The organism is Streptomyces aurantiacus JA 4570, assembly GCF_000414115.1.
Taxonomy (GTDB): Bacteria; Actinomycetota; Actinomycetes; order Streptomycetales; family Streptomycetaceae; genus Streptomyces; species Streptomyces aurantiacus_A.
This window is the reverse complement of the sequence record NZ_AOPZ01000088.1, coordinates 1-15,218: the sequence shown is the minus strand read 5'-3', so window position 1 is coordinate 15,218 and position 15,218 is coordinate 1. Positions and strand designations below refer to the sequence as shown.

The 15,218-nt window shown below is 73.9% G+C and carries 14 protein-coding genes; 4 read left to right on the top strand and 10 right to left on the bottom strand.

All coding sequences use genetic code 11. The features are described from left to right. The 4 genes from STRAU_RS11905 to STRAU_RS11890 all read right to left on the bottom strand — a co-directional run. Positions 1–514 (bottom strand): reverse transcriptase-like protein (locus STRAU_RS11905; RefSeq protein WP_037658827.1); only part of this gene is annotated, 514 nt, incomplete at its 3' end. A gap of 12 nt (positions 515–526) precedes the next feature. Further along, a complete protein-coding gene (locus STRAU_RS11900) occupies positions 527–1,270 on the bottom strand; it encodes a zinc ribbon domain-containing protein (RefSeq protein WP_203227388.1) in 744 nt (247 codons plus the stop codon). Beyond that, positions 1,267–2,121, bottom strand: a complete 855-nt coding sequence (locus STRAU_RS11895) for a Nif3-like dinuclear metal center hexameric protein (protein ID WP_016640544.1) — start codon at positions 2,119–2,121, stop codon at positions 1,267–1,269. The genes STRAU_RS11900 and STRAU_RS11895 overlap by 4 nt, the downstream gene beginning before the upstream one ends. Before the next feature lie 92 nt (positions 2,122–2,213). Next, complete coding sequence (locus STRAU_RS11890; RefSeq protein ID WP_016640543.1) at positions 2,214–3,254, bottom strand: ABC transporter substrate-binding protein; 1,041 nt, start codon at positions 3,252–3,254, stop codon at positions 2,214–2,216. A 204-nt stretch (positions 3,255–3,458) separates the two neighbouring features. Here STRAU_RS11890 and STRAU_RS11885 point away from each other — a divergent pair, with 204 nt between their 5' ends. Continuing rightward, positions 3,459–4,730, top strand: a complete 1,272-nt coding sequence (locus STRAU_RS11885; protein WP_259299889.1) for a hypothetical protein — start codon at positions 3,459–3,461, stop codon at positions 4,728–4,730. A 47-nt stretch (positions 4,731–4,777) separates the two neighbouring features. Continuing rightward, positions 4,778–4,945 (top strand): hypothetical protein, encoded by a 168-nt coding sequence (locus STRAU_RS11880; RefSeq protein ID WP_016640541.1) that lies wholly within the window; start codon positions 4,778–4,780, stop codon positions 4,943–4,945. 63 nt (positions 4,946–5,008) lie between these two features. Here STRAU_RS11880 and STRAU_RS11875 read toward each other — a convergent pair whose 3' ends face one another. From STRAU_RS11875 to STRAU_RS11865, 3 genes are all read right to left on the bottom strand, one after another. Then, the gene (locus STRAU_RS11875; protein WP_037658821.1) at positions 5,009–5,950 is read right to left on the bottom strand and encodes a 3-oxoacyl-ACP reductase; all 942 of its coding nucleotides are present in this window, start codon (positions 5,948–5,950) and stop codon (positions 5,009–5,011) included. Between the two features lie 38 nt (positions 5,951–5,988). Beyond that, a complete protein-coding gene (locus STRAU_RS11870) occupies positions 5,989–7,071 on the bottom strand; it encodes a Zn-dependent alcohol dehydrogenase (RefSeq protein WP_016640538.1) in 1,083 nt (360 codons plus the stop codon). A gap of 75 nt (positions 7,072–7,146) precedes the next feature. Further along, positions 7,147–8,019, bottom strand: coding sequence for a MaoC/PaaZ C-terminal domain-containing protein (locus STRAU_RS11865; RefSeq protein ID WP_016640537.1), 873 nt, complete (start codon positions 8,017–8,019; stop codon positions 7,147–7,149). A gap of 380 nt (positions 8,020–8,399) precedes the next feature. On the opposite strand from STRAU_RS11865, the gene STRAU_RS11860 reads away from it, so the two are divergent. Next, positions 8,400–9,677: a sensor histidine kinase gene (locus STRAU_RS11860; RefSeq protein ID WP_016640536.1), complete on the top strand. Its 1,278-nt coding sequence runs from the start codon at positions 8,400–8,402 to the stop codon at positions 9,675–9,677. A 105-nt stretch (positions 9,678–9,782) separates the two neighbouring features. Further along, complete coding sequence (locus STRAU_RS11855; protein ID WP_037658818.1) at positions 9,783–10,415, top strand: response regulator transcription factor; 633 nt, start codon at positions 9,783–9,785, stop codon at positions 10,413–10,415. Positions 10,416–10,473: 58 nt separating this feature from the next. On the opposite strand, the gene STRAU_RS11850 is transcribed toward STRAU_RS11855, so the two are convergent. The 3 genes from STRAU_RS11850 to STRAU_RS11840 all read right to left on the bottom strand — a co-directional run. Further along, positions 10,474–11,925 (bottom strand): MFS transporter, encoded by a 1,452-nt coding sequence (locus STRAU_RS11850; RefSeq protein WP_016640534.1) that lies wholly within the window; start codon positions 11,923–11,925, stop codon positions 10,474–10,476. A gap of 72 nt (positions 11,926–11,997) precedes the next feature. Continuing rightward, positions 11,998–13,191: a thiolase C-terminal domain-containing protein gene (locus tag STRAU_RS11845; protein ID WP_016640533.1), complete on the bottom strand. Its 1,194-nt coding sequence runs from the start codon at positions 13,189–13,191 to the stop codon at positions 11,998–12,000. Between the two features lie 14 nt (positions 13,192–13,205). Further along, positions 13,206–15,218, bottom strand: a 2,013-nt coding sequence (locus tag STRAU_RS11840; RefSeq protein ID WP_106967890.1) for an acyl-CoA dehydrogenase family protein, incomplete at its 5' end; no start/stop codon positions are given.

The window sequence follows — 15,218 nt, the reverse complement described above, 5'->3', positions numbered from 1 at the left end:
CCCCGGGCGGCCCGGCCGGAGCGGCCGCCCCGGCACCGGCCGAACGAGCCGCGCGGGCGGGGCGGTCGAGGTCCGCCGTCGACGCCGACGGCGACCACTGCTCGCCCCGCTTGCCCGCGTCCATCGCCTCGTTGGCGAGCCGGTCCGCGTGCTTGTTCTGCTCGCGGGGGATCCACTCGTACGTCACCTGGGAGGCGGGGAAGACCCGCGCCGCCTCGGCCGCGAGCGGCTTCATGCCGGGGTGCTTGATCTTCCAGCGGCCCGACATCTGCTCGACGACCAGCTTGGAGTCCATGCGGACATGGACCTGTGCCGCCGGGTCCAGGGCGTGGGCCGCCTTGAGGCCCGCGACCAGGCCCTTGTACTCGGCGACGTTGTTCGTCGCGACACCGATGTACTCGGCCGCCTCCGCCAGGGTCTCCCCGGACTCCGCGTCGATGACGACCGCGCCATAGCCCGCGGGCCCCGGGTTGCCCCGGGAGCCGCCGTCGGCCTCGACGATGAACTCCCGCACCGTGCGCGCCCCTTACAGACCGGACTCGGCGGTGCGCACCAGGATGCGGCTGCAGTTCTCGCAGCGGACGACCGTGTCGGGCGACGCCGCCTTGATGTCGTTCACCTCGGTGATGTCCAGCTCCAGGCGGCAGCCCTCGCAGCGCCGCTGGTAGAGCTTGGCGGCGCCGACGCCGCCCTGCTTCACGCGCACCTTGTCGTAGAGCTTGATCAGGTCGGCGGGGATGGACCCGGCGATGACCTCGCGCTCCTTGGTGACCGTGGCGGCCTCGCGGTCGAGATCACCGGTCGCCGCGTCGCGGCGGGCCGTCGCGTCGTCGATCTTCGACTGGACGGACGAGACGCGCTCGGTCAGCTCGGTCACGCGCTCCTGCGCGGACTCGCGGCGCTCCATGACCTCCAGGACGACGTCCTCCAGGTCGCCCTGGCGCTTGGCGAGCGAGGCGATCTCCTTCTGCAGGCTCTCCAGGTCCTTGGGCGAGGAGATCGCGCCGGAGTCGAGGCGCTTCTGGTCGCGGGCGGCGCGCTGGCGCACCTGGTCCACGTCCTGCTCGGCCTTGGTCTGCTCGCGGGCGCAGTCGCTCTCCTCGGTCGTCGCGGCGACGAGCAGGTCGCGCAGCTGCGTGAGGTCCTTCGTCAGCGACTCGATCTCGGCGTGCTCGGGCAGCGCCTGGCGCTTGTGCGCGAGCTGCGTGAGGCGTACGTCCAGGTCCTGGAGGTCGAGGAGACGGATCTGGTCGGCGGGCGCGGCGTTCAGTTGGGGGCTCCAAGGTTGTTGGCTGGGGAGGACGCCGAGTGGGCGGTCCAGGGGTCGGTGACCGTCTTCGAGACGTGGACGCGAAGTCCCCATCCGTGCCGGTCGGAGATCTCGTCGAGCTGGGCCGCGGCCAGCTCGCACCAGGGCCACTCGGTGGCCCAGTGCGCGGCGTCGAGCAGGGCGAGCGGCGCCTGGGCGCGCGCCTCGGAGACCGGGTGGTGGCGCAGGTCGGCGGTGAGGAAGGCGTCCACGCCCGCGGCCCGGACGGCGTCGAAGAGGCTGTCGCCGGAGCCGCCGCTGACCGCGACCCTGCGGATCGGCTGCTGCGGGTCGCCAGCTACGCGGATGCCCTGCGCCGTGGCGGGCAGGCACTTGGCCGCGCGGTCGGCGAACTCGGCGAGCGTCAGCGGGTGTTCGAGCTCGCAGACCCGGCCGAGGCCGCGCCGCCCGTGCTCGTCGCTCGCGTCCGGTACGAGGGGGCCGACGACGCGCAGGTCGAGGGCGCCCGCGAGGGCGTCGCTCACGCCCGGGTCGGCGGAGTCGGCGTTGGTGTGCGCGACGTGCAGGGCGATGTCGTTCTTGATCAGGTCGTGCACGACACGGCCCTTGAACGTCGACGCCGCGACCGTCGTCGTACCGCGCAGATACAGCGGGTGGTGCGTGACGAGCAGGCCGGCGCCGAGGCGCACCGCCTCGTCGACGATCTCCTGGACGGGGTCGACGGCGAACAGGACCCGCGAGACCTCGGCCTCGGGCTCGCCGCACACCGTGCCGACGGCGTCCCACTGCTCGGCCCGCTCCGCGGGCCACAGGGCGTCGAGGGCGGCGATGACTTCAGACAGACGGGGCACGAATGCAAGGCTACCTGCCCGGCGTGCCCCTCAGCCCATGGGTTACGTACGGCTGAAGTGCCGTGACGAGCGGCTACGAGCGGTCCCTCCCGTTACTTGACGAGGTGGCCGCGGAGGTCGTCCAGGACCTGGTCCGCCGCCGTCACGCCGAGGCCCAGGTACCAGGTCTCGTCCGGGACGTCCTTGGCCTGCCCTGCCTTGACCGCGCCGAGCTTCTTCCACAGGGGGTTCTTCTCGGCGGCCGAGCGGCCGGTCTTCTTCGCGTCGCCGTAGACGCCGGTGAAGATCCAGTCGGCGTCGGCCTGGTCGATCTTCTCCGGGCTGATCTCGGTGGCGAGCTCGAAGGCCCGCTGGTTCTTGGGGCGGGGCAGGCCGGCGTCGTCCAGGATGGTGCCGATGAAGGACGCCCCGGCGTAGAGGCGGATGCGGTCGGGCATATAGCGCAGCATCGTGACGGTGGGCTTGTCGGCGCCGATGTCCTTGCCGAGGGCCTTCGCCTTCTTCTCGTACGCGCCCAGCTCGGCCTTGGCGTCGGCGGTCCGGTCGAGCGCGGCGGCGTTCAGGAGGTAGTTCTCCTTCCAGGTGAAGCCGGGGCGCACGGAGAAGACGGTGGGGGCGATCTTGGAGAGCTGCGGGTAGAGCTTGGCGGCGCGCAGCTCGCTGCCGAGGATCAGGTCGGGCTTGAGGTTCGCGATCGCCTCGAGGTTGAGCGCGTTGATGGTGCCGACGTTCTTGGGGCTGCCCGCGTCCTTCTTCAGGTACGAGGGGATGCCGTCGTCGCCCTCGGTGGGGGCGTAGCCGACGGGCTTGACGCCGAGGGACACGACGTTGTCGAGCTCGCCGACGTCCAGGACCACGACCCGCTTGGGCGCCGCCTCGATCTCCGTCTTGCCCATGGCGTGCTCGATGGTGCGCGGGAACTGGCCGGGCTTGGCGCTGGTGCCCATCTTCGCCGTCTTCTCGGCGGCCTTGGCGAACTCGTCGCCGCCCTGGGCGACGGCCTTGCTGCCGCTACCGTTCTCGGACTTGCCCGAGCCGTCGTCGCCGGACCCGCAGGCCGCGAGGGCGAGCGCGCCGGCCACGGCGAGGGCGAGGGCGGCGGGGCCGCGGTGCGGGCGACGGCGTGGGGACATCGGTACTCCAGGGAGCTGTGCAACTTAGGTTCGCCTAACTGTAAGCGGCGACCTTCTGCGGAGCACAGCGGGTCCTCACGCAGCACAGTCGCCCCCGCCTTCTCAGGCGAATCGTCACTTCGCCACACGTACGCGTGAAGCGGATGCCTCGCGTGCCACGCCAGCGCGTGCGAAAACTAGCGTCGCCGACGGAGGTGACCCCAGATGACAGCCCCTGTGGCCGAGCCCTCACCCGCGCCTTCGTCCCCGTCCGCACCCGCTTCCCTTCCCGGCGGCGGGACCGCGACCGGGCGTTGGACCAGAGTCGCCGCGACCGGGGCCGGGGCGGCGTTCCCCCCGGCCGCCGCGCAGGCCGCCCCCGGCGCCGGCGGGACGACGGCGCCGGGGGGCGCCGCCCCGGCCCCGACCCTCACCGCCGACGGTGCCTACGCCGCGCGCCTCGCGCAGCGGGGCGGCTGCTGGTTCCCCGAGCGCTGGACGCTCGACTCGGCCGAGCCGTACGCCGTGCCGCTGCCCGCGAACCAGCCCGAGGAGCCCGGGACCCGGGTGCTGCCGATGGCCGACGGCCGCGTGCTCGTGCACCGGCGCGCGGCCGGACGGCACCTCTTCTCGCTCCTGTACCCCACGGGGCCCGGGACCGGCGAGGTGCCGCTCGGCGGCGTGGAGTGCGACGGCGCCGAGCTGACCCTGCTGCCGCCCGCGCCGCGCGGCGCCTACGCCTACGCCCTCGCGGCCGGGCCGAGCTCCACGGCGGTGTGGCTGGTCGCGGGCGGCGCGTTCGGGCCCGAGCATCTCGCCGAGATCCCCGGCCGCTGCACCGGCGGCGTCTGGCTCGACCGCAGCAACCGGATGCTGGCCCTCGACCGCGATCTTGACGGCCGTACGAAGACGGTGGCGGTGGACCTGGAGCGGGGCGGCGAGGTGACGCCGCTGCTGCAGATCGCCGCCGAGAGCGACGACCGGCTGCTGCTCGCCGACGCCGACAGCGGGCTGCTCCTCATCCGCTCGGACGCGCCGGGCGAAACCCGGCTCGGCTGGGGGGTGTTGGGGAGTTCACTGCCCGTGCGGTTCCCCGAGTGCCTGCGGCTGCCCGGGCGCGCGGTGACGCCGTTCGCGATCCAGCCCGGGCAGGTCCTCATGCCGGAGAGCTGCGCCGTGGCCCTCCGGGTGGACGACGGCTCCGGCGACTCGGCTCCGCTGCTGTGCGGTTGGCGCCCCGCCGACCGGCGGGTCCATCAACTTCCCACCCCCGCCGGGTGGTTGGCCGGGGCCGGTCGCTGCACTCGGGACGGGGTGCTTGAGTTGCCGTACGTCACGGGGTCCGTGCCGTGCGGCATGGCGCGGGTCGAGGTGCCCGCGCCCGCCCCGGGGGCGGTGGCATCCGCCGAGGTCAAGGAGGCTGAGGCTGCCCCGCGGGCGGCGCGGCCCGTGCCGTTGCAGCAGGCGCCTCTCGGCGGGCGCGGGGCGGTTGGTTAGACTCGCCCGGCTGTACGAACGATCTTTGCTACGGGGTGAGTTTGTTGATGACCGAGAATGTGGCTTTCGAGCCGCGTGAGCAGGGTGCCGTGGATCCCCGTGAGGGGCTCGCCCTCGCCGGGGCGGACGTCACCGGCGCCGGACGGCACCGGGGGCCGGTGGCGGAGCACGACGAGGAAGCGGCCCCCAGGGGCCGCCACCGCCGCGAGCCGTAACCAGGGGGCTCCGCCCCCCAGTTTGGGGAAGGGGTGGGATTGGGGAGCCCCCGGCAAGGCCCCTTACCCCCGCCTCAACCCCAACACCTCCGCCGCCCCGAACGTCTCCCCCTCCGGCCGGGACGCGAAGTACGGAGACAGCGCCTCGTCCAGCTCGGCGAAGCCAAACACGCCCCCCGCCGCGTCGAACTGCGCGGCGACGCGCGGCCGCTCGACCACGGCCACCATCCCGCCGTGCACGACGAGCACCTGCCCGTTCACCCGCCGCGCCGCAGGCGAGGCCAAGTACCCGACCAGGGGCGCCACATGCTCCGGCGCCAACGGGTCCACCTCCCCCGCCCCCGGCTCGGCGAACCCCGCGAACACGTCGGACGTCATCCGCGTCCGCGCCCGCGGACAGATCGCGTTGGCCGTCACCCCGTACTTGCGGAGCGCGAGGGCCGTGGACGTGGTGAGCCCCACGACCCCGCCCTTGGCCGCGGCGTAGTTGGGCTGCCCGGCCGACCCGGCGAGGAACGCCTCCGACGAGGTGTTCACGATCCGCCCGTACACGGGGCCGCCCGCCTCCTTGGAGCGCTCACGCCAGTGGGCCGAGGCGAAGCGGATCGTGTTGAAGTGACCCTTGAGGTGCACCCGGATCACCGAGTCCCACTCGTCCTCGGACATCGAGAAGATCATCCGGTCCCGCAGGATGCCCGCGTTGTTGACCAGGATGTCGAGCTTGCCGTACGTGTCGATCGCCAACTCGACCAGTTCGCGGGCCTGTTGGTGGTCGGCTACGTCCCCGGTGTGGGCGACGGCCTTGCCGCCCGCCTCGCGGATCTCGGCCGCGACCTCCTCGGCGGGGGCGGCCGACGCCGCGCCGGAGCCGTCGCGGCCCGGCTGCCCGAAGTCGTTGACGACGACGCTCGCGCCGAGCCGGGCGAGTTCGAGCGCCTCGGCCCGGCCGAGCCCGCGGCCCGCACCGGTGACGACGGCCGCCAGACCTTCAAGTGGCAGTGACATATGAGGGAAAGCTCCTCTCTCCACGAACTCCACGAGCCTCAGATCTCGATGCACGTCCGCAGCGCGACCCCCGACCGCATCTGCTCCAACGCCTCGTTGATCCCGGTCAGTTGGACCCGGTGCGTGATCATCGACTCCAGGTCGATCCGACCCGCGCGCCACAGCGCGATGGCCCGCTCGTACGACTGGAGCACGTCCCCGCCCCCGTACAGCGACGGCAGTATCCGCTTCTCGTCGAAGAACAGCTCGAACATGTTGAACTGCACCTGGTCGTCCATGGCGCCCGCACCGACGACGCACAGCGTGCCGCCGCGCCGCGTCGCCTCGTACGCCGTGCGCGCGGTCGCGGACTTGCCGACGACCTCGAAGACGTAGTCGAAGCCCTCGCCCGCCGTCAGACGCTGGTTGGCGTCGGCCAGTTCGTCGGGGGCGACGGCCTGTGTCGCGCCGAAGCGCAGGGCCGCCTCGCGCCGCGACGCGACCGGGTCGACGGCGACGATCTCCGCCGCGCCCTTGAGCCGCGCGCCCTGGATCGCCGAGACGCCGACGCCGCCGCAGCCGATGACGGCGACCGAGGATCCGGCCGCGACGTCGGCGGTGTTGACCGCGGCGCCGAGCCCCGTGGTGACGCCGCAGCCGATCAGCGCCGCGATGTCGAAGGGCACGTCGTCCGGGATCGGCACGGCGCAGCCCGCGTCGACCACGACCTCCTCCGTGAACGTGCCCGTCCCGGCGAAGCCGAAGACGTCCGAACTGTCGCCCGCCCGCTTGAAGTTGGGCGTGCCCGCGTTCATGAACCCGGCGAGGCACAGCTGGGTCTGGCCGCGCCGGCACGCCGGGCACTGCCGGCACGCCGGGAGCCAGCACACCAGAACCCGGTCGCCCGGCTTGACGTGGGTGACGCCGTCGCCGACGTCGAGGATCTCGCCCGCGCCCTCGTGCCCGGGGACGAACGGCGCGGGCTGCGGCAGCACGCCGTTCATCGCGGAGATGTCGGAGTGGCAGAGGCCGGTGGCCCGGACCCGGATCCTGGCCTTGCCCGGGCCGAAGCCCACCGCCTCGATGTCGTCGAGCACGTCGAGCTTGTCCTGGCCTGTCTCGTGCAGTACGGCTGCGCGCATGGCTGTGCGGCTCCTCTCATCCCGGCGGTACCCGACCGGGCCGTCCCGGCGGTACGTCACCGGCGGTACGTGACGTCAGTCGAGCTCCACGACCGTGTCCACGAGGACCGGCGCGTCCTGCCGTTCGACGGCCGTGACGGCGACCCGCACCCGGCCTTCCGACTCCCACATGCCGACGCGCAGCGTCTCGCCCGGGAAGACCACTCCGGCGAAGCGGGTGGCGTAGGCGCGCACCCGGCTCACGTCGCCGCCGAGGACGGTGTCCACGACGGCCTTGAGGGTCATCCCGTACGTGCACAGGCCGTGCAGGATCGGCCGGTCGAAGCCGGCGAGCTTGGCGAACTCGGGGTCGGCGTGCAGCGGGTTCCAGTCGCCGGACAGGCGGTAGAGCAGGGCCTGGTCGGCGCGGACGGGCCGTTCGACGACGCGGTCGAAGGGGCGGTCCGGTGTCTCCGGGCGTGTGGACGGGCCGCGCTCGCCGCCGAACCCGCCCTCGCCGCGCACGAAGATCTGCGCGTCGCTGGTCCACAGCGGGCCCTCGTCGTCGGCCGCTTCGGAGCGCAGCACGATGACGGCGGCCTTGCCCTTGTCGTACACCGCCGCGACCTTCGCGGTGGTGGCGGCCCGGCCCTTGACGGGGATCGGGCGGTGCAGCTCGACGCGCTGGCCGCCGTGCAGCACGGCGGCGAGGTTCACGTCGATGCCGGGCGCCGCGAGGCCGCCCATCATGCCCATGCCCGCGCCCGCGACGGTGGCGAAGCTCGGCAGGACGTGCAGCCGGGATTCCAGGGTGTAGCGGAGTTCGTCGGGGTCGGTGGCGGGGTTCGGCAGGTCCGGGTTGGCGCCCGCGCCGAGGCCGAGGTGGTAGAGCTGGATGTCCTTGTGGTCCCAGGTGATCTCGGCGCTGCGGGGTTCGGCGGCCAGCGCCTTCGCGGCATCGATGGGCATGGGGTGGCGGCTCCTCGCGGGTCAAGACCTCGGTGCGGCTGTCCGCACCGTCGGCCGCACCGAGGTCGTCTGCGGCGGCCAAGGCGTCCGTTCCCGTGCCGGTTCCCGTCTCCGTTCCCGCAGCCGTTCTAGAACGCGTTCTAGGCCGATGGCCCCATGTATAGCCCAGCGCCCCACACTTGGGAAGAGTCCTGACGTGACGTCAGATCCGGTGGTCCGGGGCCGCCCCGGCCGCCCACCCGTGACATTTGTCCTGGCCAAGTCGGTACGGACACCACTGCCGCCGCGGCGCCCCGGGTCCGTACCGTCGGGAGGAGACGGCGTGCGCGCCCGGAGTCGGGGCGCGCGGCTGGGAGCACACGTACGACGGAGAGCGAGACATGGCCTGGATGCCGAGGGTGACCTGCCGGATGCACGACCTGCGCGCGGCCCGCGACACCCACCGGGAGCGCAAGGAGATCTGGCGCCGGCAGAAGGCGGACTGGCGGGAGCGGAAGCGGGCGGGCGACGCGGACGCGCTCGCGCAGCCCGGCCCGCCCAACGGCTTCGCGCTGCTGCCGTGGCTGTTCATGGGCCTCGGCGCGTTCTCGCACCTGCTCCAGGGCAAGACGCCGAATCCGTGGATCGGCGGCCTCGGCCTGTTCGTCTTCAATTCCCTCTACGTGGCCGTCGCCTTCCGTGCCTTCGACAAGCGGGCGCGCGAGTCCCGGGCGACCCTGGCCGCGCTGCTCGCGATGGGGGCGATCACCCTCGGTCTCGCGGTGGGGTACGGCGGCAACTGGCTGATGTACTTCCCGCTGTTCGGCCTCGCCGTGGGCGCGGTGATCCGGGGCCGCCGCCTCGGTCCGGTGGGCCTCGGGCTGAGCGCGCTGGCGGGCGCGGTCGCCGGGCTCCACGAGGGCTGGGACGGCATCAGCATCGCGTACGGCACGTTCCTGTCCACGATGGTGACGGCCGCGATCCTCTCCCTCTCCGAGGCGGTACGGGACCTGCGCGCCGCCCGCGAGGAGCTGGCGCGGCGGGCCGTGGCGGAGGAACGGCTGCGCTTCTCGCGCGATCTGCACGACCTGCTCGGCCACACGCTCTCGCTGATCGTGGTGAAGTCGGAGGCCGCGCGCCGTCTCGCGCCGCGGAACATGGAGGTGGCCCTGACGCAGATCGAGGACATCGAGACGGTCGGCAGGCAGGCGCTCACCGAGATCCGCGAGGCCGTCACCGGGTACCGGGACGCGGCGCTCGCCGCCGAGCTCGACCGGGCCCGCGAACTGCTTGACGCGGCCGGGGTCGAGGCGGTCGTCCGGCAGTCGGGGCCGCCGCTCGGCCCGCGCACGGAAGCGCTGCTGGGCTGGGTGGTGCGGGAGGCGGCCACCAATGTCGTACGGCACGCGCGGGCGGGCCGGTGCGAGATCGAGGTCGCCGGCGCCCCCGGGGAGACCCGCCTGGTGGTCACGGACGACGGCCGCGGCGAGGGCTCGACGGCGCCCGGCAGCGGCCTGACCGGCCTGGGCGAACGCCTCACGGCGGCGGGCGGCTCACTGGAGTCGGGGCCGGGGCCGCGCGGGGGGTTCCGGGTCGTGGCTGTGCTGCCGGGCGACGCGGGCACCGGGGGCGCCGGGCCGGAGCCGACCCTGGCGGGGGCTCCGGAGCAGCGCGTCTAGCCGCGCGGGGCTGCGGCGGCTCGTTCGCCGCTCTCGCCGCCCCGCGTACCGGCCGCCCGGGGCGTGCCTTGCGATCGCTCGCCTTACTGTTTTCCCGTGGAAGAGATGCCGCAGGACCACCGCCCCGCCAGATCCGTGCGCGTGCTGCTCGCCGAGGACCAGGGCATGATGCGCGGCGCACTGGCGCTGCTGCTCGGCATGGAGCCGGACATCGAGGTCGTCGCGCAGGTCGGGGCGGGCGACGAGATCGTACGCACCGCGCTGACCGCGCGCCCGGACGTGGCGCTGCTCGACATCGAGCTGCCCGGCCGCAGCGGCCTGGAGGCGGCGGCCGACCTGCGCGAGGAGTGCCCCGACTGCCGGGTCCTCATTCTCACCACCTTCGGCAGGCCCGGGTATCTGCGCCGCGCGATGGAGGCGGGCGCGGCCGGGTTCCTCGTCAAGGACGGGCCCGTGGAGGAGCTCGCCGAGGCGATCCGGGCCGTGCTGCGCGGGGAGACCGTGGTCGACCCCGCGCTCGCGGCGGCCGCGCTGGGGGCCGGGCCCAGTCCGCTGACCGGCCGCGAGGCCGAGGTGCTCAAGGCGTCCGTCGACGGGGCGACGGTCGCGGACATCGCGGCGAAGTTGCACCTGTCGGAGTCGACGGTGCGCAATTACCTGTCGGCGGCCATCGGGAAGACGGGCACCCGGAACCGGGCGGAGGCCCGGCGGGAGGCTCGCCAGCAAGGCTGGCTGTGAGCCCGCTGCGCCGTAGATCGCCTTAAGGACTCGTCCTCAAGCGCCGGACGGGCTATCACTACCTCGGCACGGACTCATGCTCGGGCTCCCGGCCCGCACGCGGCATGCCCAGCAGGACCACCGCCATGGCGAGGACCAGGAACACCGCCCCCCAAAGGAACGCCTGGGCGTAGCCCTCGGCCAGGGCGTGGGAGCCGGGGCGCTCGCCCGTGCGGGAGGCGGCGATGGTGGAGAGGACGGCGAGGCCGAGGGAACCGCCCATCGTGCGGGAGGTGTTGATGAGGCCGGCGACCAGGCCCGCGTCGCCGGGGTCGGCGCCGCTGGTGGCGAGGGAGGCGAGGGGGGTGCCGGCGAGCCCGGCGCCGAGCATCATCAGGATGCCGGGCAGCATGATCGAGGTGACGTACGCCCCACTGGCGTCGAGCACCTGCCACTGCCACACGAAGCCGACGGCGGCGACGAGCACACCGATGACCGTGACGCTGCGCGCCCCCATGACCCGCATCAGGCGGGGCGCGACCTTGGAGCCGACGACCACGCTGATCGAGCTGGGGATGAGCGCGAGCCCGGCCTCCAGCGGGGTGTAGCCGAGCACGTTCTGGGCGTACAGGGTCATGAAGAACCACATGGCGAACATGCCCATGCCGCAGACGAACATCGTGGCGTTGGCGGCCGACACCGAGCGCACGCGGAACAGCTTGAGCGGCATCAGCGGCACCTTGGAGCGCGCCTCGACGACGAGGAAGGCACCGATCAGCGCGGCCCCGACGGCCAGCGGCACCAGGGTCGCGGCGGCGGCCCAGCCCTCGACCTCCGTCTGCACGATGCCGTACGCGAGGGTGGCGATGCCGCCGGTGACCAGGACGGCGCCCGGCAGGTCGAGGCGGCGCGCGCCGCCCGCGCGGCTCTCGCTGATCCAGCGCAGCGCGGCGGCGAAGACGAGGACGCCGATGGGTACGTTGACGAGCAGCACCCAGCGCCAGGAGAGGCCGTCGGTGAGCACGCCGCCGACGAGCCCGCCCGCGGCGCCGCCGCCCGCGCCGACGGCGGACCAGGTGGCGATGGCCCGCACCCGGGCCGCCCCCTCCGGCACCGCGGACGTCAGGATCGTCAGGGTCGAGGGAGCGAGCACGGCGGCCCCGAGCCCCTGCACCGCCCGCGCGAGCAGCAGCTGCCAGCCCTCCTGCGCGAGCCCGCCGGCCAGCGAGGCCAGCGTGAACAGGCCGAGCCCGACCAGGAACATCCGCTTCCGCCCGAACAGGTCCCCGGCCCGCCCGCCGAGCAGCATGAACCCGGCGAAGGCGATGGAGTACGCGTTCACGACCCACTGCAACCCCGTGGCGCTCAGCCCGAGATCGGTCCGCATCGACGGCAGTGCCACGTTCACGACGGACACGTCGAGGACGACGAGGAACTGTCCGGCGCACGCGGCCGCCACGACGAGCCAGGTGGGCGGGGCGGGGCGGCCCGATATCCGAGAGGTCGGGGTGTCGGCGGGGGTCTGCAGCATGGCCCCCATGCTGACAGCAGGACACATGCCCCGTACATCGGAAAAAAGCGGCAGGGGTCTGGGCCGCGGGTCCTAGGACTCCGGCCGCGTGAGCAGCGTCACCACCGCCGCCCCGCCGAGCCCGATGTTGTGCGCGAGCCCCACCCGCGCCCCCGGCACCTGGCGGGGCCCCGCCTCGCCCCGCAACTGCCAGGTCAGTTCGGCGGCTTGGGCGAGTCCGGTGGCACCGAGGGGGTGCCCCTTGGAGATGAGGCCGCCGGAGGGGTTCACCACCCAGCGGCCGCCGTACGTCGTCGCGCCGGACTCCACGAGCTTGCCGGAGTCGCCCTCGTCACACAGGCCGAGGGCCTCGTAGGTGAGGAGTTCGTTGATGGAGAAGCAGTCGTGCAGCTCGATCACGTCGAGGTCGTCGGCGGTCAGGCCGGAGGCCGCGTACACCTGCCGGGCCGCCGCGCGGGACATCGGGCGGCCCACCACGTCGACGCACGAGCCGGACGCGAAGGACTCGGCCGTGTCCGTCGTCATGGCCTGCGCGGTGATCTCCACCGCCCGGCCGGCGAGGCCGTGGCGGTCCACGAACGCCTCGGACGCCACGACCGCCGCCGCCGCGCCGTCCGAGGTCGGGGAGCACTGGAGCTTGGTGAGAGGAGTGTGGACGGGCCTGGCGGCGAGGATGTCCTCGGGGGTGTACGCGTCCTGGAACTGGGCGTTCGGGTTGCTCGTGGAGTGGGTGTGGTTCTTCGCGGCGACGGCGGCGAGCTGCGCGGGCGTGGTGCCGTACCGCTCCATGTGCTCGCGCGCCGCGTTGCCGAAGATCTGAGCCGTGGGCGGCGTCGCCTCGAAGCCGTGCCGGGCCGCCATCACGCCGTAGTGCCGGGCCACGGGGGACGTCGCGAAGTCACCGTCCCCGCCCGCGCCGAGCGCGCCGCGCTTCATCTTCTCGAAGCCCAGGGCCAGCACGCAGTCGCTCGCGCCGCCCTCGACGAACTGCCGCGCGAGCATCAGCGCCGTCGAGCCGGTCGCGCAGTTGTTGTTGACGTTGTAGACCGGCACCCCGGTCAGGCCCAGTTCGTACGCGGCGCGCTGGCCGGCCGTCGATGCCTGGAAGCAGTAGCCGGCGGCGACCTGCTCCACTTGCCCGTACGCGGTCCCGGCGTCCGCGAGCGCGGCGGTGCCCGCCTCCTTCGCCATGTCCCAGTACTGCCAGTCCCGGGTCTCGGGCTTCTCGAACTTCGTCATGCCGACACCGACGATGTACGCCTTCATCAGTTCCCCTCAGTTCAATCCCTGGGCAGGCCGAGGATGCGTTCGGCCACGACGTTGAGCTGGACCTGGGTGGTGCCGCCGGCGATGGTCAGGCAGCGGGACAGCAGGAAGCCGTGCACGGCGCGCTCGGCCGGGCCCTCCCGCACGGCGCCCTCGGGGCCGAGGAGTTCGAGCGCGAGCTCGGCCACCTTCTGCTGGTGCGTGGTCTGCAGCAGTTTGCGGACCGAGGCGCCCGCGCCCGGTTCGGCGCCGGCCAGCTGCCGCGCCGTCGTGCGCAGGGCGACGCAGGCCAGCGCGTGCGCCTCGGCGGCGAGCGCGCCGACGCGGGCGCGGGTCGCGCCGTCCAGGCCGGGCGCCCGGGCCAGGAGCGACTCCAGGCCGGTGTCGAAGGTCAACTGGTCGGCCATGTGGACGCGTTCGTTGCCGAGGGTGTGGCGGGGGCCTGGCGGGCGACCTTCCAGCCCCTCGACGGCGCCCACCACGGAGTCGGCGGGGAGCCGGGCGTCGTCGAAGTACACCTCGTTGAAGAGGCTGTCGCCGGTGATCTCCCGCAGCGGGCGGATGTCGATGCCCGGGGTGTTCTTCATGTCGACGAGGAAGTAGGTGAGGCCCTTGTGCTTGGGGGCCGCCGGGTTCGTACGGGCGAGGAGGATGCCGTGGTCCGCCCACTGGGCCGCGCTCGTCCACACCTTCTGGCCGGTGATCCGCCAGGAGCCGTCCGGGGCGCGCCCGGCCCGCGTCCGCAGCGCCGCCAGGTCCGAGCCCGCCTCCGGCTCGCTGAACAGCTGGCACCACAGCAGGTCGCCGCGCAGGGTCGGGCCGAGGAGGCGTTCCCGCTGTTCCGGGGTGCCGTACGCGATCAGTGAGGGGATGACCCAGGTGCCGATGCCCAGGTCGCTCAGGCGCACCCCGGCGTCCGCCAACTCCCGCTGGACGGCGAGCTGTTGGGCTGGCCCTGCGGACAGGCCGTGCGGGGGCGGGAGGTGCGGGGCGGCGTAGCCGGTGGGGGCGAGGGCGCGGCGGGCCGCCGCGGGGTCCAGGCCGCGGGCGCGGGCGATCACCTCGCGGGCCTCGGCGCGGTACGCCGCCGCCTGTGGGGGCAGCTCCACCCGCAACTCCCGCCGCGCCCCCGCCTCCGCGAGCCGCACCGCCCGCAGCCGGTGCGCGTCCCCGGCGCCGAGAAGCTGGCGCGCCACCAGCGCCCGCCGCAGATACAGATGCGCGTCGTGCTCCCAGGTGAAGCCGATGCCGCCGAGGATCTGGACGCAGTCCTTGGCGCAGGAGTGGGCGGCGTCGAGGGCGGTGGCGGCGGCGAGCGCGCACACGAGGCCGCGGGCCTGGGCGGCCCGGGTGCCCTGGGCGGCCTGGGGGTTCCGAGGGGCCTCCTGCTCGCCCGGCGCGCGCATCTCGTCCGGCGCCCGCGCCTCGTCCAGCACTCGCATCTCGTCCAGCGCCTGCACCTCGTCCGCCGCCCGCGCCGCGTCCCACGTCAGCGCCCGCGCCTGTTCGAGGCGCACCAGCATGTCCGCGCACAGGTGCTTGACGCCCTGGAAGCGGCCGACGGGGTGCCCGAACTGCTCGCGGACCTTGGCGTGTTCGGTGGCGGTGTGAAGCGCCCACGCGGCCGTGCCGCACGCGTCCGCCGCGAACACCACGGCCGCGAGGTCGTGTACGTCCGCCGAGTCGACGGCCAGCACCCGCGCCGCCGGGACGCGCGTGGCGTGCGCGGTCACCTCGGCGGTGGGCCTGGTGGGGTCGGCGCTCTCGTGCGCCCGGACCGACAGTTCCGCCGCGTCCACGGCGGCCCACACCGTGCCGCGGGCGGAGCGCGCCGCGAGGATCAGGAGGTCGGCGTCGGCCCCGGAGAGGACGGGCGGCGCGGCGCCGTCGAGCACGAGGCCGCCGCCGACACCCGCGTCCGGGCCCACGCCCACGCCTGCGTCCGGGCCCACACCGACACCCGCGTCCGGCCCCTCCCCCGCGCCCTCGACGGCGGTCACCGCCCCCGCCCCCAGCGCCACCGGCTC